The following is a 21,968-nucleotide window of genomic DNA, read 5'->3' as shown; positions in this document are numbered from 1 at the left end:
GGCGAAAAGTGACCCGCTGCGGCGGGTAATCTTATCAGGCAGCGTCGGCTGCCCCGTGGGCGGTAATGTTGTATCCCTGCTTTTGCCAGTGCTCCAGCTGCAGACGCTGTTGCGGCGATAACGTTTTCCCGGCCCAGACAAGGATATGCTGACCGGGGAAGAACTCCGGATGGGGTAACTCCAGCGGTTCAGCAAATACGTTAATGCGCCAGCCACGCTGGGACAGACGCCACGCCTCAAGCCACAGACGGGTACGATCCTCAACGCTCCAGCCAATCAGTAACGCATCCCTGCCCGCTTTGGCGCGTGATTCGCTCAGGCTGGCGACCGCCTGCTCAATCAGAATGCCGTCCAGCATGCTGCACATGATGCCCGCGGTATTTTGATCGAGGCTGAGGGTTTCCCGGACGGGAATAAACACGTGGTTGATGAGCGCATCCACAGGATGATGCTGGCAAAACGCCACGATCTGGGCGCGGCATTTACCCGGGCTGACCTGCCGCAACGTGCCCATCATCTCTTCCTGCAGCGTGCTCCAGTCTCCCGGCTCTGCGGGTTTGTCCTGATCGAGCAGGGCTTTGACCTTACCCACCGGCACGCCACGCTCAATCCAGCGCTTGATCTCCACAATGCGCTGGATGTCTTCGTCGTCAAATTGTCGATGCCCGCCTTCACTGCGCTGCGGTTTGAGCAGACCATATCGTCGCTGCCATGCGCGTAGTGTGACGGGGTTGATGCCGCAGCGTTCTGCCACATCGCCAATACTGTAAAAGGCCATCGATTCCCCATGCCTGACCGATATATTCTGTAAACAAAGTAACGAATCTCATCGGGCTGTACAACCCGTTATATTGTACAACAAAATTGTATCACTGCCTGGGTTGTATCAGTTTCAGAATGTATCGCGCGGCTCAGGCCAGTAAACTGGCGGGATGCCGGCCAGTTCCGGGTGGGCAAACAGGTGTCCCTGGAAGTGAGAAATCCCGGCCGATTCGAGCCACATCCACTCTTCCGGCTGCTCAATACCCACTGCCGAGATCAGAATTTCCAAAGCTGTACAACATTTGATGATGGCCAGCACGATGGCCTGGCGCGGGCCGCTCTTGTGAACGTCGCGGATCAGGTCGCGGTTGATCTTAATCCGGTCCGGCTGGAACTGCGCCAGCAGCAGCAGTCCGGCAAAACCGCCGCCGAAATGGTCAATGGCCACGCCGATGCCCGCAGCCTTCAACTCACGCACCGCACCGGTGAATTCCTCGAGACGCGAGATCACTTCGTTCTCGGTAAACTCCACGATGATCTGCTCGGCCACCAGCCCGTTGGCCTCTATCTCCTGAATCAGATAGCTGACCGCATTGGGCACGTTAACCAGCGTCATCGGGAGCAGGTTGACAGACAGGCTCTGCTCTCCAAGCCCCAGCGCGCTGGCCATCGCAAAGGCGACGCTCTTGCTTTTGAGGTCGGCTTCGTAGAGTTCGTCCCCCACCAACCCTTCAAACCAGTGCCGGGAAAGCTCCCCTTCGGGGGTGCGGATCAGGGCTTCCAGGGAGACAATTTCACGCGCCAGCGGATCGATAATCGGCTGGAAGGCGAAGTTGCACACCTCGCTGAAGCGCCGCGGCAGAGAGCGAACGCTGAGGGCCTCGGTATCGGCGATAAACTCCCAGTGATCCCCTGACGGCAGCTCAAAATAGTTCTCTTTTTCACTCTCCTCGACGAAGGTTCTGAAGAACTGTAGCGCCCTGTCGTTATAGGTAAGCTGGTATTTGGTTGTGCCTTTATCCAGCACATTTTGCAGTACGTCATGGCGAATATATTTACGTAAATCAAAGAGTTCCATGCCGCACTTGCCGAAACGCCGCGCAGGGGAGTAATCACATAGCAGTTCCACTACGTTGTGATGGCGCGGGTCTTCGCATATCGCGCGGTAAATGGCTCTTACATTCTCCTCAGGTCCTTCGAGCAGCTGAAAAAAGAGCTTGCCGTTAAACAGAAGAATGCCGCTGACTTCGGCTTCCCTGTTCTTTTTATTTGCTGCAACAACCATGTCTTCCAGCACAGTAACCGGTACGTGGTCACGAAAATGACTACGGTAAATGATGGTAGTGAGCATCGGGTTTCCAATAGAGGAGGTGAATGAAAGTCCACAGTATCAGATGGTTGGCGTTACGTCTTATTAACCCACCCGGGGGTTGCCACGCCCTGTACCTGTTTCGGCAATATCACTAAAAATGGCGGAAAATGTACAATATTTCTGAGCTGTTTTACAAAAATTATTTCATTTAACACATTGATTTTTATTAGTTAGCACGTATTGATCAAAATATATTTGTTAAGTTGTACAATTAGTATGTACAGTATTTATCAATTAACAAGACATTAACCATCTTTTAGCACCGCGGATTCCAGGAGTGACATATGCGCGAGAACGGGTTTGCACCGAATACAGCGAATGCCATTGCCCAATATTTTAACAAGGCAAACCAGCCTTCCCAGCAGGAAACGCTGGGACAAATTGTGGTGGAGATCCTGCGGGAAGGGAAAATCCTCAACAGAAAAGCCATCTGCACCCGACTGCTTTACCGGATGGATCAGGCATCGGATCGGGAAGAGGAGAGCCGCTACCAAACGCTGATTGGCCTGCTGTTTGATCGTTAAGAGACGTACGCCCACAGCCGCTAATTGAATTGTTTTCAAGTCAGTTTTTTCTTTCGGACAGGTTTTTTATACTGTCGCTACAGACTGACTTAATGCCGCGATTCCCCTCTGCGGGTGAAAGTGGCAACAGAGACGTAGTTATGAACAGAAGTGACCATGAACGACTTACTGATGAACTTATTGGCGAAGCCACCCTTTCTCTGCTTAAGGAAAACGGCCCTATCAGCATGAAACTCTTGCTGCAAAGGCTGCAACAGATGTTATCGGCAGAGCGAGACGGCCAGCGTCGGAATGTGCTTTCCCAAATTATTCTGGAAATTTCCAGTGATGGTAAGGCGAGCCCCCGGCGTGAAACCAGGAGTGAACAGCAGGATCGGGACACGGATGGTCGACACAACAGCAATGTGTATCCCCTGTTTGGCAATAGCCAGCAAGCCAACAGCAAAAAACACTAACTGTACTATTAATTCCTTAACTTAACCGGTGTGACACCTATGAGCCAGGCGATGCTCCAGAAATCAGACTTTTATGAAGAACTGCCCAACGACGCGTTGTCCAACTATTTTCGCAGCGCTGGCGGCTTGTTAGCCGAAGAGCGAGCGCTGCTGGAATCCGTCGTGAGCGCAATTCTGGAGGCGAAGGAACCGCTGACCAATAAAGCGATTATTGTACGACTGATCAAGCAGATTGAGACCACGCGCGACGTCGTAAAAGCCGATATCATTCGTAAGACCCTGGAAATTATTGTCGATCACACCCAGGACGACCTCTGAGCCCCCCGCTGAATTAAACGCCGACGGTACTGTCCTGCCGTCGGCGTTTCGTCATATGAATGGTTTACCTCCCTGTCCCGCAGCGTTACAATGCCCGCCCTTAAAGTATGGGATCTCCTCCCGGCGCCCACCTGGTGTGCGCATCTGACCTGTCATCAGAACGAGAAAAATCATGTTTAAACCGGAACTCCTCTCCCCGGCGGGGACGCTGAAAAATATGCGTTACGCCTTCGCCTATGGCGCCGATGCCGTCTATGCGGGCCAGCCGCGTTACTCGCTGCGCGTGCGTAATAACGAATTCAACCACGAGAATCTGCAGCTCGGCATCAACGAAGCCCATGCGCAGGGGAAAAAATTCTACGTGGTGGTCAACATCGCGCCGCATAACGCCAAGCTGAAAACCTTTATTCGCGACCTGAAACCGGTGGTGGAGATGGGGCCGGATGCGCTGATTATGTCGGACCCGGGTTTAATCATGCTGGTGCGGGAGAACTTCCCGGAGATGGACATTCACCTCTCGGTACAGGCCAATGCCGTTAACTGGGCGACGGTGAAATTCTGGCAGCAGATGGGGCTTACCCGCGTGATTCTTTCCCGCGAGCTGTCTCTGGAAGAGATCGAAGAGATCCGCAGCCAGGTACCGGAAATGGAGCTTGAGATTTTCGTCCACGGCGCGCTGTGCATGGCCTACTCCGGCCGCTGCCTGCTCTCGGGCTATATCAACAAGCGTGACCCGAACCAGGGCACCTGCACCAACGCCTGCCGCTGGGAATATAAGGTCCAGGAAGGCAAGCAGGATGAGGTGGGTAACATCGTGCATAAGCACGAACCTATCCCGGTGCAGACCATTGAGCCGACGCTGGGCATCGGGGCACCGACCGACAGCGTGTTTATGATTGAAGAGGCCCAGCGCCCGGGCGAGTACATGACCGCGTTCGAAGACGAGCACGGCACCTACATCATGAACTCCAAAGATCTGCGCGCCATCGCCCACGTTGAGCGTCTGACCCAGATGGGCGTCCACTCGCTGAAGATTGAAGGCCGCACCAAATCCTATTACTACTGCGCGCGTACCGCCCAGGTCTATCGTAAGGCGATTGACGACGCAGCGGCAGGGAAACCCTTCGACCCGACCCTGCTGGAAACCCTGGAAGGGCTGGCGCACCGCGGCTATACCGAAGGCTTCCTGCGTCGTCATACCCATGACGATTATCAGAACTACGACTACGGCCACTCGCTTTCCGAGCGCCAGCAGTTTGTCGGTGAGTTCACCGGCGAGCGCAAGGGCCCTCTTGCGGCGGTAGCGGTTAAAAATAAATTCCTCGTCGGCAACAGCCTGGAGTTAATGACCCCGCAGGGCAACGTCAATTTCACCCTTGAACATATGCAGAACGGTAAAGGTGAAGCGGTAGAGGTCGCGCCGGGAGATGGACATACCGTCTGGCTGCCGGTGCCGGAAGATATTTCGCTGGATTATGCCCTGCTGATGCGTAATTTTACCGGGGAAAATACCCGTAATCCGCACGTTGGCTAAGATGATGGGTTATTTTTTGGTATGAGATGATTCTTAGAATCCGATCACATACCGCTGCGTTTGATACGGGTATTATCTATCACGCTGAAAAACATAACCCATAAATGCTAGCTGTACCAGGAACCACCTCCTTAGCCTGTGTAATCTCCCTTACGCAGGCTAATTTTTTTTTGAGCAAGCCCCTTCATCGTCTTCGAATCGATACGACGTGCAGGTCAACCCCGTCGTGTGACAGATCTTGCCCTCGCCCTGACAACGAAGCACATTTACCCATGCTCACTTCTTCCATAAGTAATAAACAGCACAGATAAAAAAACATATTTTACAGAAGACCTATAGCCTGAACGTTCCAACAATGCAGACTGACCGCAGATAGAACTTAATCTATTTATGGAGTATAAAATTAATGGGGAGGCAATATATTGCCTCCCCGATAAACAGCATTTTCGTTTTACTTACGCATATAGGTTCTCTTTTTAAATAAAGAGAACCGGATTAAGCGCTTTGTTTAGCTTTAATTTGATTAACGGCATCAATACTCAGTTCGATAGCCCCATAAATTCCGCAGGCAATCTCCGTAAACCCTTTAACAAAATCGAATTCAACGATATGACCAACACCCGTGCCCATTTTGGCTCCGACCGACTGGGCATCGGTTTTAAGCCCAAACAATGAGGTGCCAGCATCAATCACGCCGCCAAACAGTTTAAAAACACTGCCGGTCAGATTCGAAATCAAACCTGCTGCGGAGACCATTTCCATTTCTTGTGAATTTAGTTCTTTCATTTAATTTTCCTCTTTTACTGTTACTATCCATGGTAACTGACGCCATCTTACCTGCGTAATTTAAGAAATCCATTACAGGCATTCACTTTAGGATAAAATCAATATCAGAGTCATATTTCCCCCTGAATATCTGACAACTTTTTCAGTGGACGTTATTGGCCAATATAAATGAGCTAAGTTATGAATAATATTAATCCAGACATTCTCAACCTGAATAACATTAGTTGATTGCATAATTAGACGCTCGACGTAACCTGTCTAAAATCACTGATTCGCCTTCCCACCGTTTCGGTAGAAATCATGCCCTCTATTTTTACTGAATTGCGAGCCCGGTCTGACGACTCTAGCCTATTTTTTACGCTTTAATCTTGCTCCTGGCGGTTGCAAGCAGAACGAGGAAGGCAGTATCGACCATGACCTCGAGCCCATCTCGGGGTAGACCATTGCGTCAGCGCCGGGCATCGGTCCCCCGATCTGCACGTCTCTTCATGCCACTCATTCACGTTTCTAATGTAATTTTATCTTTATTTTCAACGAGAAGTAACTGAAATCATCAATTTATTAAATACAGGGTATTCAGCCACATACATGATGCTATTCTTCTTATGAATGAAATTTCACTTAAGGAGAAGGAGAAATGTATGTACTGGGTGGTTGAAAACAGGATGGTGTGCCCTCGTACCGGAACCATATTCATTCACGTTCTGACAGTAAAAAATCTCAGGCTGATAATCTGGTATAAAGGCGATTACTTTATCAGCATTGGCTCCGTTCTCATTACCGGTCCCTTCGGCATTGCCATTGATGGCAGACTCAGAAAGCTACACATCCTGCGAACATTTCCTTATAACTCCACCTTTTGGTCATCCTTTGTCGCGAATTCGGGATGCCCTGGCAACGATGGCACTCTGATTACCCGCTGCAAACGTCACCCTGATTGTGTCTTCGCGTTATGTCCGTATGGCGCTATTGCGTCATAAAGATTAAGGTCCGAGTGGCGCACGTTTTGGCTCGCCACTCATTTAATTTTTATCCTTTCATCCTCTTCTTACCCGCTTTTCCCCGCGCTGCGATACACTTTTGAAAGATAAGCACAGGAGCAATGTGGATGGCGACCTATCCGGCAAGTTTATTAATTCTGAACGGCAAAGGAACAGGCAACGATCTGTTGCGCGAAGCCGTGACCCTTCTTCGTGAAGAAGGGGTAGTGATCCATGTCCGCGTGACATGGGAGAAAGGGGATGCAGCCCGTTATATTCAGGAAGCCTGCGACCTCGGGGTAGAGACCGTCATTGCGGGCGGCGGCGATGGCACCATAAATGAAGTGGCAACGGCGCTGATTGACCTGCCAGAGGCGCAGCGTCCGGCGCTGGGCATTCTGCCGCTCGGCACCGCCAACGATTTTGCCACCAGCGCCGGGATCCCGGAGGCGCTCGACAAAGCGCTGCAGCTGGCCATTGCCGGCAAAGCCACGGCGGTGGACATCGCCCGGGTCAACGACGAAACCTGCTTTATTAATATGGCCACGGGCGGGTTCGGCACGCGTATCACCAGCGAAACCCCGGAGAAATTGAAAGCCGCGCTGGGCGGCGTTTCGTACCTGATTCACGGTCTGGCGCGGTTAGATACCCTGAAACCGGATCTGTGCGAAATACGCGGCGAGAACTTTCACTGGCAGGGTAACGCCCTGGTGATTGGTATCGGCAATGGCCGTCAGGCCGGCGGTGGGCAGCAGCTCTGCCCGGACGCGCTGATCAACGACGGGCAGCTCGGGGTGCGAATCATCACCGGCGATGAACTGCTCCCCGCCCTGCTCACCACCCTGACCAAACCGAATGAGAGCCCGCATATTGTCGACGGCGAGTCGGCGTGGTTTGAAATTAAGGCTCCGCACGGGATGACCTTTAATCTGGACGGCGAGCCGCTGAGCGGCGATCGTTTCCGCATTGCGCTGTTGCCAGGGGCAATACGCTGCCGACTGCCGCCGGATTGCCCTTTACTACGGTGAGGGTTGCCGGGTGGCGGCTTCGCCTTACCCGGCCTACAAAACCTGTAAGCCCGTGCAAGCGCAGCGCCGCCGGGCAATACCACTAATATACCGCCACCTCCCGGGCCATCTCGCGGGAGTACTGCTGGCTGGCGTTGACCAGCATCCGGGTGTAATCGGTTTTGGCTTCACCCGCCACCAGCTCATCCACCGTCAGCGTTTCAAGGATTTTCCCGTACTGCATCACCGCCACCTTCTGGCACAGATGGGCGATCACCCCGAGATCGTGCGTCACCATCAGGTAGGTCAGCTTCGACTCGCGCTGCAGCTCCGCCAGCAGGTTTAGGATCTCCGCCTGCACCGAGACATCCAGCGCCGAGGTCGGCTCGTCGAGCAGCAGCACCTGCGGCTCCAGGATCAGCGCCCGGGCAATCGCCACGCGCTGGCGCTGGCCGCCGGAGAGCTGATGCGGATAGCGGTCGCGGAAGGCGCGGTTAAGGCCGACCTTATCCAGCAGGGCATGAATGCGGCGCTCCCGATCGTTGATGCCGTGGATCTGCAGCGGCTCTTCCAGAATATCGCCGATGGTATGGCGCGGATGCAGCGAACCGTAGGGATCCTGAAACACCATCTGCACCAGTCGGCAGCGCTGGGGGCTGATACGCCGCTCCAGCGGCTGCCCGTTGATCGCCAGCGCCCCGTCCCAGTGGGTGAACAACCCGGCCAGGCACTTCAGCACCGTGGTTTTGCCGGAGCCCGACTCTCCCACCAGGCCGTAAATCTCCCCCGGCTGGACGTTAATATTGACGTCGTACAGCACCTGGCTGCGTTTCTCGCCTTCGCCGAAGGCCAGATTCAGGTTTTTTACCTCGATCATCTTCGCTCCTTATTCGGTCAGCCAGCTGGCCTGGCGCTGCAACACCGGCAGCACCGGACGGCGGTGATTCATCTCCGGCAGGGCATTGATCAATCCCTGCGTATAGGGGTGCTTCGCGTTGTGCAGGTCGCAGGCGGCAATGGACTCCACCACCCGCCCGGCGTACATCACCAGCACCCGGTCGCAGAAGCTGCGCACCAGGTTGATATCGTGACTGATAAAGATCAGCCCCAGCCCGCGGGACTGGACTAAATCGTCCAGCAATCCCAGCACCTGCAGCCGCACCGAGACGTCCAGCGCTGAGGTCGGTTCATCGGCGATCACCAGCTCCGGGTCGGTGATCAGCATCATGGCGATCATGATGCGCTGCCCTTGCCCGCCGGAGATCTCATGCGGATAGAGCTGATACACCCGCTCCGGCTGGCGAATACGCACCACGTCAAGCATCTCCAGCACTTTGGCTTTCGCCTCCGCCTTGCGCCCAGGATGGTGGGTCAGCCAGGCCTCGGCAATCTGATCCCCGACGCACACCACCGGATTCAGGGAATACTTCGGATCCTGCATGATCATCGAGATGCGCTTGCCGCGAATACCGCGCATCTGCGCCTCGCTGACGCTGCGAAGATCAACGTCGCCAAACTGCATCCGGGTGGCGGTGATCTGCGCCTTAGCCGGGTGCAGGCGCAGCAGCGCCCGCCCGACGGTGGATTTCCCCGAGCCCGACTCGCCGACAATCGCCAGCTTCTCGCGCCCGAGCTGAAAGGAGACGCCGCGCACCGCGTGGGTCACCGCGCGTCCGTTGATAAAGTCGACGTGCAGATCGCGCACGTCGAGCAGCGGCGCATTAGTTGCTGCGAGGATCGAGGATGTCACGTAAGCCATCTCCTAAGAAGTTGAACGCCAGGCTGTTAATCAGGATCGCCAGCCCCGGAATAGTCACTACCCACCAGCACTCCATCATGTAGGTGCGCCCGCTGGAGATCATCGCCCCCCACTCCGGCTCCGGCGGCTGCGCGCCGAGGCCGAGGAAGCCGAGACCGGCGGCGGTCAGGATGATCCCCGCCATGTTCATGGTGATACGGATAATCACCGACGGCAGGCACAGCGGCACAATGTGCCGCCACAGCACCCGCACCGGAGAAGCCCCCTGCAGCCGCACGGCGGAGATAAAATCGGCCTGGCGTAACGACAGCGTTTCAGCGCGGGCCAGACGGGCTATCGGCGGCCAGGCGGTGATCGTAATCGCAATCACCACGTGCTCCAGCCCCGGGCCGAGCGCCGCGACAAACGCCAGCGCCAGCACCAGGCTCGGGAAGGAGATAAAGATATCGGTGACGCGCATCAGCACCGCATCGACCTTACCGCCAAAGTACCCGGCAGTGACGCCCAGCAGCAGCCCCAGCGGGCCGACGGTGACCGACACCAGCAGCACGATGTAAAGCGTGATGCGCGAGCCGTAGACCAGGCGGCTAAAGATATCCCGGCCAAACTCGTCGGTGCCGAACCAGTGTTGGGCGTTCGGGGCCACTAAAGCGTTATTCAGATCCTGCACCAGCGGGTTGTAGGGCGCGATCCAGGGGGCAAAGGCCGCGACGATCAACAGCAGCAGAATGATGCCGCCGCCAATGGCCGTTAGCGGGTTACGCGCCATCTGCCCGGCAAACCCGAAGGTGCGACGGGCCATCCGCGCCAGACGCTGGCGTCCTTCGCTGCGAACGGGTTGCAGCGGTGTATCCAGAGAAACGGTCATGATTTCGTCCTCGGGTCAAAGAGTTGATACAGCATGTCGGAGAGCAGGTTGAGCATCACGAAGATCATCCCCACCAGCAGGACGCAGCCCATCACCGCGTTCATGTCCCCCAGCAGCAGGCTGCCGGTGAGATAAGAGCCAAAGCCCGGCCAGGAGAAGACGGTTTCAATCAGCACCGCCCCTTCCAGCAGCGAGCCGTAAGCCAGGGCCACCACCGTCAGCAGCTGCACCAGGATGTTGCGGAACGCGTGGTTCCAGATCACCTGGCGCTCGGTCAGGCCTTTCACCCGGGCGGTAATGATGAACTCCTGCGACAGCTGGGCCAGCATAAAGCTGCGGGTCATGCGGCTGATGTAGGCCAGAGAGTGAAAGCCGAGCAGCGAGGCCGGCAGTACCAGGTGGTTGATGGCGTTCCAGAACACCGCGCTGTTACCTGCCAAAAGGGCATCAACGGTCATGAGTCCGGTACGGCGCGGCACCAGGCCATCCAGCCCCAGATCCAACCGTCCGGCCCCGCCCACCCAGCCGAGCCAGGCGTAGAACAGCAGCAGCCCCATCATCCCGACCCAGAAGATTGGCGTGGAATAACCGGCAAGGCTGATGATGCGCACCACGTAATCCGAGACGCTGTTACGGCGTGCGGCGGCCAGCACCCCCAGCGGAATGCCTAAACCGGCCCCGACGATAATCGCCATCGTCGCCAGCTCCAGGGTCGCCGGGAAGACGCGCAGAATGTCATCCAGTACCGGTTTGCCGGTCAGCAGCGCATTGCCGAAATCGCCATGCAGCAGGTTGTTGAGGTAGATGCCGAACTGGGTCAGCAGGGACTGATCAAAGCCCAGCTGGTGATAAACCTGCTGATAGGTGCTGTGGTCGGCATCCGGGCCGACAATCGCCAGCACCGGATCCACCGGCATCACGCGGCCAATAAAGAAGGTCAACACCAGCAGGCCGAACAGGGTCACCAGCACCTGGGTCAGTCGTTTCGAGAAACGCCGGGTGCGGGAGCCCGGGGCGAGTATCGCAACGCTCATTTTTCACCTCCGGTTTTGTACACTTCCCGCAGGAAGGTGGTGGCGGACGGATGCGACTGGAAGTTTTTGACTTCGTTGCGCACCACCACCGAATCGACCATCTGCGACAGCGGGATCAGGGCCGGGATCAGCTGGTCATAACGCAGCTGGATCTGCTGGTAATCGGCGATCTGCTTCTGCGGATCGCGCTCCAGCAGGGCCTTATCGATCATCTCGTTCAGCGGCTTGTCGTAAAACCCGGTGCGCCAGCCCTGGAAGTTGGTCAGTCGGGCTTCGTCGCTGTTGTCCGGGTTGTAGACCAGCGCACGCAGGCTGGAGTGCGGATGGGGCTCCACGCCGCTGCCGCCGCGCCCGACCAGCATGTCGAACTTACGCTCGCGCATCGCGCCGTAGATCTGGTTCCCGGTACCGGTGATGATTTTGGCGTTGATGCCCGCCTGCATCAGGGTGGACTGCACGGCGATGGCGATATTGAGAAACGGCTGATCCGCCAGCACCCGCAGGGTGGTGTCGAAACCTTCCGGATAGCCCGCTTCCGCCAGCAGCTTTTTGGCGCGGGCGATGTCGAGCTTATAACCCGGGTCCGGTAATGTGGACGGCATCCCCGCCTTGATAGGCCGCTGATGCAGCACGCCGTAGCCCGGCATCAGCGCCTTGTTGATGCCCTGATAGTCAATGAGATAGCGCACCGCTTCGCGCACTTTCGGGTTGGCGAAGTGCGCCTCCTTCATGCTCATCGCCACGTAGTAGACCGTGCCCTTCTGCACGGCTTCCACCGTCAGCTGCGGATCCTTACGCAGGGCGTTGATATCTGCCACCGCCATATTGCTGGCGATATCCAGATCGCCCTTCTCAACCATCAGGCGCAGGGTTTGCGACTCCTGGAAATGGCGCAACACGACGCGGTTCATCTTCGGCTCTTCACGCCAGTACTTCGGGTTACGCTGCATGCGCAGCACGTCTTTAGCCTGCCAGGTCTCCAGCATAAACGGCCCGGAACCGGCTTCGTTGGTGGTCAGCCAGCGGTTGCCCCAGTCGCTATTGACCTCGTGGCTGAGCACCGTTTTGCGGTCCAGCACGCCGAGGTTGCCCAGCGCGCCGAGGGAGTAGATCACCAGCTGCGGATCGTTGGCCTTCGGCAGGGTGAGTTGCACGGTGTAGTCATCGAGGGCTTTAATCTGCTGGTCAATGTTCTTCTTGCTGAAGCCGTAGGATTTCCACACCGAGGCCTGGGCAAGGTTCAGGTGCAGCAGGCGGCGCATCGACCACACCACGTCCTCGGCGGTAAGCGGGTTGCCGGAGTGGAAGGTCACGTTATCGCGCAGGTGGAAGGTCAGGGTTTTGCCATCCGGGGCGATATCCCAGGATTTCGCCAGCGCCGGTTTGACGTTGGTGAGGGTATTGGGATCCAGCTCCACCAGCGAATCGTAGAGATTGACCACGATGCCGACCACTTCGTTACCGGTCATGGCGGCCGGGTCGAGGGTCAGCAGGTTGTTCATGTTCATACCGATGATAAGCTGATCGGGCGGCGTTTTTGCGTACGCCGCGCCGCTCCCCATCATCAGCGAGAGCGCGAGTAAACACGCGCCTGCCAGAGAGGTTCGTTTCATGTATATATCGCCTGTAGGGTACGTTTTTATCTGTCAGTCGTGGCTGACGGTATTGGCTTCGATATATGCAAAATTAATGTCTTCGCCGAGTCCCGGGCGCGTCGGCAGGCTGACCATGCCCTCGTCATCCATCGGGTCAATCAAGCTGTGCAGATACGCCGCCGGTTCGTCGTAATCGAGGAACGGGTGCAGCAGGCCGCGCTCGTACCAGCGGCAGTTCTTGATGGCGCCAATCACCGCCAGGCTCGCCGCGCCGTTGCCATGCACTTCGCAGTCCATGCCGAACGACTCCGCGAGGTTCGCCACCTTCAGGGTCGGCGAGATGCCGCCGACGCCGTTCGATCCGGCGCGCAGAATGTCGCAGGCCCCGGCTTTGATCCAGTCGGCGCGGCTGTGGTGCTTCCCGCCGAGGCTTTCCGGCCCGATGATAGGAATGGAGAGGTTTTCCGCCAGCCAGGCGTAGGAGGACATGCTCTCCTCTTCCATCGGCTCTTCAAACCACGCGAAGTTGAGCTTCTCCAGCGCCTTGCCGATGTACAGCGCCTCGGTGCGGCTGTACCAGTGATAGCCGTCGATCATCAGGTCGATGTCCGGGCCGACCGCTTCGCGCACCGCGGCACAGGCTTTGACGTCCATCTTGGGATTGGGGGCGAAGGAGACCGGCGGCATCCAGGTGTGCAGCTTGATGGCCTTATAGCCGCGGGCAACCAGCGTCTCGGCAAAGCTGGCGTACTCTTCCGGGGTGGAGAGACCGCCGGGCAGGTCGTCGCCGCACATGGTGCTGCCGTATGCCGGCACTTTGTCGCGATAGCCGCCGAGCAGTTTCCACACCGGCATATTCAACTTGCGGCCAATCAGATCCCACAGCGCCTGCTCAACAAACCCGAGCGCGCGTTCGGTCAGCTGGTGGGCGCTGCCGCGCTGCCAGTGGGCCAGCTCCTGCCAGATCTTCTCGCGATTGAACGCATCCTGGCCGACCATCACTTTCCGAAAGAAGGTGTTGACCACAAAAGGGCGCACCACTTCCGGCGGTGCAAAAGAATACCCTTTAGTGCCATCGTCTGCGGTAATGGTCAGCATCGCCATTTTTGCCAGACTCTCCGGGCCCGGATGGGAGTGCCCGGCGGTGTCGGAGACCCGGCGCGTGGGATACTGAAAGACGGTGACGTTTACAGATTCGATTTTCATTTTCAGTCCTTAAAACAACGTAGGTTCAGCATGTTCTGTCATTTTGAAAAGCTGTTTCGAAACTAACTGTAAGCGCAAAATTCATCCACTGCCTTAGACAAATTCCGCTAAGCGCTGACCGTTTTTTGTGCATCTGCACGGGGGAAGGTGACACTTTTCACAAAAGCCTGGGGAAATGTGAAGTGGATCGAGAGGGATCTTTGAATGAAATGAAATAGTTTGTAGGCCGGGTAAGACGTAATCGCCACCCGGCTTTTTTGCCGCACCGCGCCTGATGCGGCAATGCCCGGCGGCGCTACGCTTGCCGGGCCTACGGATTGTGCATGCTGCGAGTACGGTTACGCGATGGTCACCTTCTTATCCAGATATACATCCTGCACCGCATTAATCAGCTTCACGCCGTCGGCCATCGATTTTTTAAACGCCTTGCGACCGAGGATTAGCCCCATGCCGCCCGCACGTTTATTGATCACCGCCGTGCGCACCGCATCGGTGAGATCGGTTTCCCCGCCTGCGGCACCGCCGGAGTTGATTAACCCGGCGCGACCCATATAGCAGTTCGCCAGCTGGTAGCGCACCAGGTCGATAGGGTTATCGCTGGTCAGTTTGCTGTAGACGCGATCGTCGGTATAGCCGAATTTCACCGCCTTGTAGCCGCCGTTGTTTTCGGCCATTTTTTGCTTGACGATATCCGCCCCGATGGTCGCCGCCAGATGGTTGGCCTGGCCGGTTAAATCGGCAGAGACGTGATAATCGGTGCCGTCTTTGCTGAAGGCCGGGTTACGCAGGTAGGCCCACAGCACGGTCACCAGCCCCAGCTCGTGGGCACGCTCGAAGGCCGCAGAAATTTCTTCGATCTGACGGCGCGACTGCTCCGAGCCGAAATAGATGGTCGCCCCCACCGCGACGGCACCGAGGTTGAAGGCCTGCTCAACGCTGGCGTAGAGGGTCTGGTCATATTCGGTAGGATAGCTCAGGGTTTCGTTGTGGTTGAGCTTAACCAGGAACGGAATGCGGTGCGCGTAACGCCGCGAGACCGAGGCCAGCACGCCGTAGGTGGAAGCCACGCAGTTACAGCCTGCCTCTATCGCCAGCTCAACGATGTTCTTCGGATCAAAATAGAGCGGGTTGGCGGCAAAGGACGCCCCTGCAGAGTGCTCTACGCCCTGGTCCACCGGCAGGATCGACAGATAGCCGGTCCCGCCCAGACGTCCGGTGTTATACAGCGTCTGCATATTGCGCAGCACCGCCGGTGGACGGTTGTTGTCCACCATCACGCGGTCGACGTAGTCGTGGCCAGGCAGATAAAGTTGGTCGGCTGGAATGGTCATACAACGATGCTGTAACAGGCTGTCGGCGTCTTTGCCAAGCAATTGCGTAATATCAGTCATGGTTTTCCTCCCGTCAGTGCCGACAAAACGTCGGCGTGTTTTATCCAGGCTCACAGGATTGCAAGCCCCCTAAGCCTGGTCTGCGGGTCGACAAATTGCCAGCCGTCTACCACCATGCATGAAAATGATGCACCGGCCCAATGCCCTGCCCGACCTCGAGGGTGTCGGCTTTTGCCAGCGCGCAGGAGAGCCAGGCTTTGGCCTCACAAATCGTATCCGCCCAGCTGGCGTGCCGCGGGCGCAGCGCCGCCAGCGCGGCCGAAAGGGTGCAGCCGGTGCCATGGGTATTTTTGGTGTTCACCCGCGGGGCGGTAAAACGCGTGGCCCCGTCGCGGGTGAACAGCCAGTCGGGGCTCTCGGGATCGTCCAGATGGCCGCCCTTCATCAGCACCGCCTCGCAGCCCATCGCCAGCAATGCATGGCCCTGCGCTTTCATCTCCTGCTCGCTGCGGGCATGAGGTGCATCCAGCAACGCCGCCGCTTCAGGTAAGTTGGGGGTGATCAGCGCCACCTGCGGCAGCAGCTTTTTACGCAGCGTGTCGACGGCGGCGGGCGATAGCAGCGGGTCGCCGCTTTTCGCCAGCATCACCGTATCCAGCACCACGTTTTTCACCTGATGACGCAGCAGCTGCTCCGCCACGGCCTCAACAATATCGGTTTCGGCCAGCATGCCGATCTTGGTGGTGTCGATGCGTACATCGCTGAACACCGACTCCAGCTGGGCCGCCACAAAATCAGGTTCGATGCGGTAGACCGACTGCACCCCGCGGGTGTTCTGCGCCACCAGGGCGGTGATCACCGAGCAGCCGTATGCGCCGAGCGCCGAGAAGGTTTTCAGGTCAGCCTGGATCCCGGCCCCGCCGCTTGGGTCGGTGCCGGCAATGGTAAGGGCGTTGATCCGTTTCATTGTTGCGCCCCCAGTTCCCACAAAGCATCAAGAAATGCGGGGGCAAAACTGCCCGGGCCACGACGTTCACTCGCGGCAAGCGTGCCGGCCCGCTTCATCCAGCCGCAGGCTGCGGCGATGTTATCCAGCCGATCCCCCGGCAGCGAGCAGCTGGCGGCCACCACCGCCGACAGCGCACAGCCGGTACCCACCACCCGGGTCATCAGCGGATCGCCGCCGGTGATGGTCTGGGTACGCAATCCGTCAGTAACGTAATCCACCTCTCCGGTCACCGCCACCACGGCATTGGTTTGTCGCGCCAGGGCCTGAGCTGCAGGCAGCGCGCTGGCCGCGGTGTCGGTGGTGTCCACGCCGCGTCCGCCTGCGCTCATCCCCGCCAGAGCGAGAATTTCAGAGGCATTGCCGCGAATGGCGGCCGGTTTGAGGCCGAGAATTTGCTGGCAAAAACGGGTCCGGTACGCCAGCGCGCCAACGGCCACCGGATCGAGGGTCCAGGGCTTGCCCGCCGCCACCGCGCTTTCAATCGCCCGGCGCATCGCCTGGGCGCGTGAGGAAGTCAGGGTGCCGACGTTAATCAGCAGCGCATCGGCAATAGCGGAGAACTGTTCGGCCTCTTCGGCTTCAATCACCATCGCCGGTGAAGCGCCGAGGGCCAGCAGTACGTTGGCGGTAAAGGTCTGCACCACGTCGTTGGTCATGCAGTGGGTCAGCGGAGAACGGGTTCGGAAGTGGTGTAAGGCGTGTAAATTGAGCAGGTCAGGCTGCATGGTATCGCTCCTGCCTTGCGCGAAGAAGCGATTGCCCGGAGGGCATCTGACTTCCCTACGCTGGCATTATCCAGATCAGGTGGTACGGGTATTTCTCAGCCTTCACAAGGAAGGGCACCCCGAGTCATGTTGATTACATTTCTTTATCAATTAATAGGTTACGCCAAGTCTCGTGCTGATACAAGATTGAACTTCTGAATATTACATTTTCACGCTGTACCTCACCTTGTACCCCATTTTGTACCCCACAGAAAAACAAAAGAACTTAATACCTTTTAAGTCTACTTCTAACCTACTTAATCTATTAAAATCTCCATATTCAATGTCAATCCAGATTCATATAAACCACCACAAGCAAAATGTGCGAGAAGGATTAACCGCAACTATCAATAAATGGAGTATTAAATCATATTTAAAAATGATGAAGCAGATACCGGTTCTTTTCATTTAAGTATTATCACGTAATTACTTTATATAAAAACAACTCTCTCATCAGTAATGAAATTGTATAAAATTCTGCGAAACGCAATCTAAAAATGACCTATATTTGCAGTGACAGGCAAATCATAAAATAGGTAATCAAATGAAAATGAAAAATCATTATGAAAATGAAATACTATCCAAATTAAAAGCATTAGAAGAAGAATATGAACTAATGGTTTCCACTAACAATTTTCCATTAGACACTTCAACTATTGCAGCAGAATGGGTTAAAAAAAGAACCTCAAAGAGAAATAAAAAAACAGATGGTGGAGAATAATATATGAAGATAAACGGAATACGTACCAATAGAAAGACGCTGAATAAATCAGTTCGTAAAAAAAGAATTGCATCAGGAATATCACTAACTTTTGATCAATATGAAAACATTCTATGTAGCGATATGACCTCAGCACGAATATGTAACATATTAAAAGTGCGATTACCCAAAGGATACATAGGGAAGCTAAGGAATAACAAACTCACGAAATACAAAAACTGGTATCAAAAAGTAAAACTTAAGCATTTACATAACACCCCAGTTAAACAAATAATCTAAACCAAAAAAAAACGAAAGGCCGATTCACTCACATGAATCGGCCTTTCTAAATTAATCAATATGGAGCATGTACAAATGATTAATCCTACATCTATCTTTACCAAATTTAAGTACGTATCTGCTGAATGTGGTTCAGGTAAAACTACCGCTATATGTAATATAATCAATAACAGCACTGAAAAATATATTGTAGTACAAAATACACAAGAACTTATTAAGCAGACAGCAAAGAAAATTAATAATTGTATGTATATTATTACTGATACAGTCTCAAGAGAGGAAAGTGTTATTAGTTCTGTCATTAACTTTCTTTCATCGGGATGCAAAAAAACACTAATCATAACGGATAAAACGTTTTTCAAAATACCTGTTGAACTTCTATCCGACAGAGTTGTTTACATAGATGATGTGACTAATTTCCACTCTTTCCAGAGCATCAATGATGGAAGTACTGAAATTAAAAAAATAATATACGAGGCATTCATTAAAGGTATACAGTCGTTAGATAATAATAATATGTATATTGCCGCAAAAAGAAACCCTGATGAACAGGGGGACATAATGAAAAATATAGTTAACAAAGAATTTTCCGTTTTAAATGATAACGATATTTTTATCCTGAATAATGAATACTTTACTAATCCTGAAAAAGTACAGCTTAATATCACGGCATGGAAAGATCTCAATAAGTACAAAGATGTATCAATTACCTTTCTTGGGGCTAATTTCGAAAACTCGTTGATCTATAAAGGAAATAAAGAATTATTTAAAAGTACTGAACTTGAAGGATTACTGAAACGCAAAACAGAACTTAAAGACAGATTAAAAGTTTATTACTTTTCAAAAAAATTCAAACTATCAAGAACATGGAAAACTAACAATCCTGATAAAGCACAAAAAATATACACTTATATTGATAAAAAGCTTGAGAAGAAGGAATTCTATTGGACAAAGAACAAAAGCGATTCTCAGAGTCTTAAAAATGGCAAAGAGATAAGCCCGGATGCCAGAGGATTGAACCAGTACCATCACCTTATGACGTGCGTCTGGTTGGCTTGTATGCGTCCCTCTGAAACAGAGGCTAAACAGTGTGAATTGTTCTTTGAGATTGACGGCGAGGCGATTCACCTTGCGAGGGAGTATGAAAGTTTACACCAGTTCGTACTACGAGGGATTTCGAGGAATTTTGAAAGTACTGAAACCCAGACCGTTTATGTTTTTGATGAATGGCAGGCCAGATCACTTACGGATAATATTGAGTACATAGATCTCGGTATTGATGACGACGAGCAAGGGCAGAGAGGCAGACCGCAAGGCTCCATGAACAAGGAAAAGCGTTTCACTCTTGATGATACCAAAGCAAAGCGTTTTCGCCGTTGGAAACGCAGCAATCCAGGGCTTGATTTAAAAGCGTTCAGGGCGTTTCTTGCCAGTTCTACCAACGCAAATCTGAGCACTGAAGAAAAAAAGGCCATGTGGGAAAAATACGAAAATGAAATACAAAAAAACAAGCAGAAATTGAAGCTCAAAACCCCAACATATAAACGGATAAATGTCCGAAAAATAATACCTTATAAACCTTTAGTTAATAAATTTCGGACATAACAACGAGCGAAAGCGAATTAACTACCTGAAAGCAGACGCGGCGAAGCAAGCGAACTGTTTCGGGTAGTTAGTAAGAGTACTCACGGAGTGAGTACTTGATAGCTTATCTCATTGTTATACATATAAAACGATTAAACAGTACCCGCAAGCGAGTACTGTTCGCTGGATTCGGCTCTACTGCTGCGTTCCCTTCAGTCACTTACAGAGCGAACCCAATCGCGTTTTATTGTTCTGTCAGTAAGTACATAACTGCCTGTTATTTCCTTACTTATTCTACTAATAATTCCTTTAAGTACTTAGCGGGGTGTCTGCTGTTTCAGTTACTGGAAAAGCCCTATCAGTACTGAACAGAGCGAAGCGACCCCGATCCGATCTATCCCCCTTCATGGTGGTGTTTCGGACAAAACGCATAGGAAGCCCCTGAATGCGATGTTCATTATTGACATACCCGACCCCATAAAACGGCGTAGCGACGCTTTAAGAGCGTTTGCATGATGGTATCGCCAATCTCTCCATATTGAAATCAGGTACATAACCACTTATATGGATGAAGAATCCGCTTGATCGATTTTACCTATTGATTTGTATTGAATTAATAGATTTTGATAGTTTTTAACGATCAATTTGTGAAATATTAATCGTTAATATCGATCGATATTGGCGTGCGTGTTACTCTTGAGTACCTAAATACGGACGGCCTTAAGTCCGTACTTTTGGCCTGAAAGAAGCTAACGAGAGCGACAAAACTATGAGAGTTGTACAACTAATAATCTATGGATTTTGGGGGATTCCTTTTTAAGGACGCTTCCTAAAGGCAAACGAATTATTGCCGATAATACAAATGGAACGAACCATCTACTTGGAAAATTCATAAAGGATAATTACGGTGAGTAAATATTTAAAAATAGGAATATATGGCATTTGGGGAGTATTTTTACTCCTTGCGTCAATGGAGAAGTTTGGTGATCTTTTCGCAATAGGTACGGGAATCTGGTCGGTAGTGATGCTTACAGTCGCAGGATTGTGCCAACTACTGGCATGTATTACGGCTATAGGCTGGTCAGTGCTGGTATTTGGAACACTGAAATCTAAGTACCTACCTTATAAATTCGTTAATAATTATACAGTGCCAGTACTGATCATTGTGCTTGCTTTTGTGGCAAGTGCTGCCCGCTCATCAAGTGATGAAGCCAGAGCACATAAACTTGGTTTTAAAGACGGTAAAGAGTTTTCTATAGCCCGTGAAAATAATATTTCGAATGTTGCTGACTACACTAAATTTGCCGAAGAACAACGCATCAAAGCCGCAGAAAAGGCCGCTCAGGATGCCACTCTTGCCGCCGAAAAAGAACGACAGGCAAAAGAGGAAGAAGCTAAATGTCTCGATGATGCTCATTGCTACGCTTCAAAACATAAAGCAGGAGACTATATTTGTAAGGTTGCCGTAGAAAATTCTGCTCAGTACCAGTTTAAATGGACTGACGGAATTACTGAACCAAAATTCTCTTCATATAACTGGTACGACAAGGACAAGAAATTAGTCACTCTTTACGGACACAGAGCACAGGCTCAAAACGGTTTCGGTGCGTTTAAAAATATAGAGTACTCCTGTACGTTCAATGCTGATACTGGTGAAGTATTAAGTACTGCACTTCAATAAGGAAGATTAAAATGAAAAAGGCTTCTATAGCAGCACTGTTATGTTGTTGCTCTGTTTCGTCAATAGCGGCAGTACCGGACGGGAAAATCGAAAAGCCCTTTGTTATTGGCAATGAAGTTATTTGTTTAAAAGAAATTCAGAAGCAAATTACCCCTTATCTCAGATCATTTGAAGAAGAAAGCGGGGTTAAGTACAAGTACAACGTTAAAGCTGGTTTATCTTACAAGGATACTGTAGGGCTACGGTTACAGATCAACCGTGTGGATGCAGGGCTGAATGTGCGTGTAGCCGATCTTGATTACTACTGGCTACAGGAACGCGGCAGCATGTGCGAGCCAGCGTACATGGTACTTGATCGCTCTCAATGATTGCTGTGTTAAAAGAGGTCGCGTAAGCGGC

21 protein-coding genes and 1 riboswitch are annotated in these 21,968 nt (G+C 53.1%); of the genes, 9 read left to right on the top strand and 12 right to left on the bottom strand.

What is annotated here, in order from left to right; genetic code table 11:
- Positions 1-34 precede the first annotated feature (34 nt).
- Both V7Q49_RS01250 and V7Q49_RS01245 read right to left on the bottom strand, forming a co-directional pair.
- Positions 35-778: a MerR family transcriptional regulator gene (locus tag V7Q49_RS01250; protein ID WP_333848922.1), complete on the bottom strand. Its 744-nt coding sequence runs from the start codon at positions 776-778 to the stop codon at positions 35-37.
- A 114-nt stretch (positions 779-892) separates the two neighbouring features.
- Entirely contained in the window at positions 893-2,113 is a 1,221-nt protein-coding gene (locus tag V7Q49_RS01245) for a diguanylate phosphodiesterase (RefSeq protein ID WP_333848921.1), read from the bottom strand.
- A 305-nt stretch (positions 2,114-2,418) separates the two neighbouring features.
- Here V7Q49_RS01245 and ycgZ point away from each other — a divergent pair, with 305 nt between their 5' ends.
- The 4 genes from ycgZ (at position 2,419) to trhP (ending at position 4,965) form a co-directional block, all read left to right on the top strand.
- Positions 2,419-2,658 (top strand): regulatory protein YcgZ, encoded by a 240-nt coding sequence (ycgZ, locus tag V7Q49_RS01240; RefSeq protein ID WP_333848920.1) that lies wholly within the window; start codon positions 2,419-2,421, stop codon positions 2,656-2,658.
- Positions 2,659-2,798: 140 nt separating this feature from the next.
- Positions 2,799-3,113, top strand: a complete 315-nt coding sequence (locus V7Q49_RS01235) for a hypothetical protein (RefSeq protein ID WP_333848919.1) — start codon at positions 2,799-2,801, stop codon at positions 3,111-3,113.
- A 39-nt stretch (positions 3,114-3,152) separates the two neighbouring features.
- Entirely contained in the window at positions 3,153-3,431 is a 279-nt protein-coding gene (locus V7Q49_RS01230) for a biofilm development regulator YmgB/AriR family protein (RefSeq protein WP_333848918.1), read from the top strand.
- A gap of 172 nt (positions 3,432-3,603) precedes the next feature.
- Positions 3,604-4,965 (top strand): prephenate-dependent tRNA uridine(34) hydroxylase TrhP, encoded by a 1,362-nt coding sequence (gene trhP, locus V7Q49_RS01225; protein WP_333848916.1) that lies wholly within the window; start codon positions 3,604-3,606, stop codon positions 4,963-4,965.
- 495 nt (positions 4,966-5,460) lie between these two features.
- On the opposite strand, the gene V7Q49_RS01220 is transcribed toward trhP, so the two are convergent.
- Positions 5,461-5,751 (bottom strand): hypothetical protein, encoded by a 291-nt coding sequence (locus V7Q49_RS01220; RefSeq protein ID WP_333848915.1) that lies wholly within the window; start codon positions 5,749-5,751, stop codon positions 5,461-5,463.
- Between the two features lie 1,108 nt (positions 5,752-6,859).
- Between V7Q49_RS01220 and yegS the strand changes: the two genes are divergently transcribed.
- Positions 6,860-7,759 (top strand): lipid kinase YegS, encoded by a 900-nt coding sequence (gene yegS, locus V7Q49_RS01215; protein WP_333848914.1) that lies wholly within the window; start codon positions 6,860-6,862, stop codon positions 7,757-7,759.
- 82 nt (positions 7,760-7,841) lie between these two features.
- On the opposite strand, the gene V7Q49_RS01210 is transcribed toward yegS, so the two are convergent.
- The 9 genes from V7Q49_RS01210 to thiM form a co-directional block, all read right to left on the bottom strand.
- A complete protein-coding gene (locus V7Q49_RS01210) occupies positions 7,842-8,615 on the bottom strand; it encodes an ABC transporter ATP-binding protein (RefSeq protein ID WP_333848913.1) in 774 nt (257 codons plus the stop codon).
- Positions 8,616-8,624: 9 nt separating this feature from the next.
- Positions 8,625-9,488 carry an ABC transporter ATP-binding protein gene (locus tag V7Q49_RS01205; protein ID WP_333850461.1) on the bottom strand — a complete coding sequence of 288 codons (864 nt, stop codon included), beginning with the start codon at positions 9,486-9,488 and terminating at the stop codon, positions 8,625-8,627.
- Positions 9,460-10,365, bottom strand: a complete 906-nt coding sequence (locus V7Q49_RS01200) for an ABC transporter permease (RefSeq protein ID WP_333848912.1) — start codon at positions 10,363-10,365, stop codon at positions 9,460-9,462. The genes V7Q49_RS01205 and V7Q49_RS01200 overlap by 29 nt, the downstream gene beginning before the upstream one ends.
- Positions 10,362-11,399 (bottom strand): ABC transporter permease, encoded by a 1,038-nt coding sequence (locus V7Q49_RS01195; protein WP_333848911.1) that lies wholly within the window; start codon positions 11,397-11,399, stop codon positions 10,362-10,364. Before V7Q49_RS01195 ends, V7Q49_RS01200 begins: the two co-directional genes overlap by 4 nt.
- Positions 11,396-13,012, bottom strand: a complete 1,617-nt coding sequence (locus V7Q49_RS01190) for an ABC transporter substrate-binding protein (protein WP_333848910.1) — start codon at positions 13,010-13,012, stop codon at positions 11,396-11,398. The genes V7Q49_RS01195 and V7Q49_RS01190 overlap by 4 nt, the downstream gene beginning before the upstream one ends.
- 33 nt (positions 13,013-13,045) lie before the next feature.
- On the bottom strand, positions 13,046-14,200 hold the full coding sequence (locus V7Q49_RS01185; RefSeq protein ID WP_333848909.1) for a mandelate racemase family protein: 1,155 nt from the start codon (positions 14,198-14,200) through the stop codon (positions 13,046-13,048).
- A 338-nt stretch (positions 14,201-14,538) separates the two neighbouring features.
- Positions 14,539-15,591 carry a class I fructose-bisphosphate aldolase gene (gene fbaB / locus V7Q49_RS01180; RefSeq protein WP_333848908.1) on the bottom strand — a complete coding sequence of 351 codons (1,053 nt, stop codon included), beginning with the start codon at positions 15,589-15,591 and terminating at the stop codon, positions 14,539-14,541.
- 106 nt (positions 15,592-15,697) lie between these two features.
- On the bottom strand, positions 15,698-16,498 hold the full coding sequence (gene thiD, locus V7Q49_RS01175) for a bifunctional hydroxymethylpyrimidine kinase/phosphomethylpyrimidine kinase (RefSeq protein WP_333848907.1): 801 nt from the start codon (positions 16,496-16,498) through the stop codon (positions 15,698-15,700).
- Positions 16,495-17,265, bottom strand: a complete 771-nt coding sequence (gene thiM, locus V7Q49_RS01170; RefSeq protein WP_333848905.1) for a hydroxyethylthiazole kinase — start codon at positions 17,263-17,265, stop codon at positions 16,495-16,497. Before thiM ends, thiD begins: the two co-directional genes overlap by 4 nt.
- 35 nt (positions 17,266-17,300) lie before the next feature.
- A riboswitch (TPP riboswitch) is annotated at positions 17,301-17,397 on the bottom strand.
- Between the two features lie 451 nt (positions 17,398-17,848).
- Between thiM and V7Q49_RS01165 the strand changes: the two genes are divergently transcribed.
- The 4 genes from V7Q49_RS01165 (at position 17,849) to V7Q49_RS01150 (ending at position 21,937) form a co-directional block, all read left to right on the top strand.
- Positions 17,849-18,025 carry a hypothetical protein gene (locus tag V7Q49_RS01165; RefSeq protein WP_333848904.1) on the top strand — a complete coding sequence of 59 codons (177 nt, stop codon included), beginning with the start codon at positions 17,849-17,851 and terminating at the stop codon, positions 18,023-18,025.
- Positions 18,026-18,379: 354 nt separating this feature from the next.
- A complete protein-coding gene (locus tag V7Q49_RS01160) occupies positions 18,380-19,909 on the top strand; it encodes a type III restriction endonuclease subunit R (RefSeq protein ID WP_333848903.1) in 1,530 nt (509 codons plus the stop codon).
- Between the two features lie 886 nt (positions 19,910-20,795).
- A complete protein-coding gene (locus V7Q49_RS01155; RefSeq protein WP_333848902.1) occupies positions 20,796-21,569 on the top strand; it encodes a hypothetical protein in 774 nt (257 codons plus the stop codon).
- 11 nt (positions 21,570-21,580) lie between these two features.
- Positions 21,581-21,937, top strand: a complete 357-nt coding sequence (locus tag V7Q49_RS01150; RefSeq protein ID WP_333848901.1) for a hypothetical protein — start codon at positions 21,581-21,583, stop codon at positions 21,935-21,937.
- The last annotated feature ends 31 nt before the right edge of the window (positions 21,938-21,968 follow it).

Source organism: Leclercia sp. (assembly GCF_036780805.1).
GTDB lineage: Bacteria > Pseudomonadota > Gammaproteobacteria > Enterobacterales > Enterobacteriaceae > Enterobacter.
The sequence above is the reverse complement of the archived record's forward strand: the minus strand, read 5'-3'. Positions and strand labels throughout refer to the sequence as shown.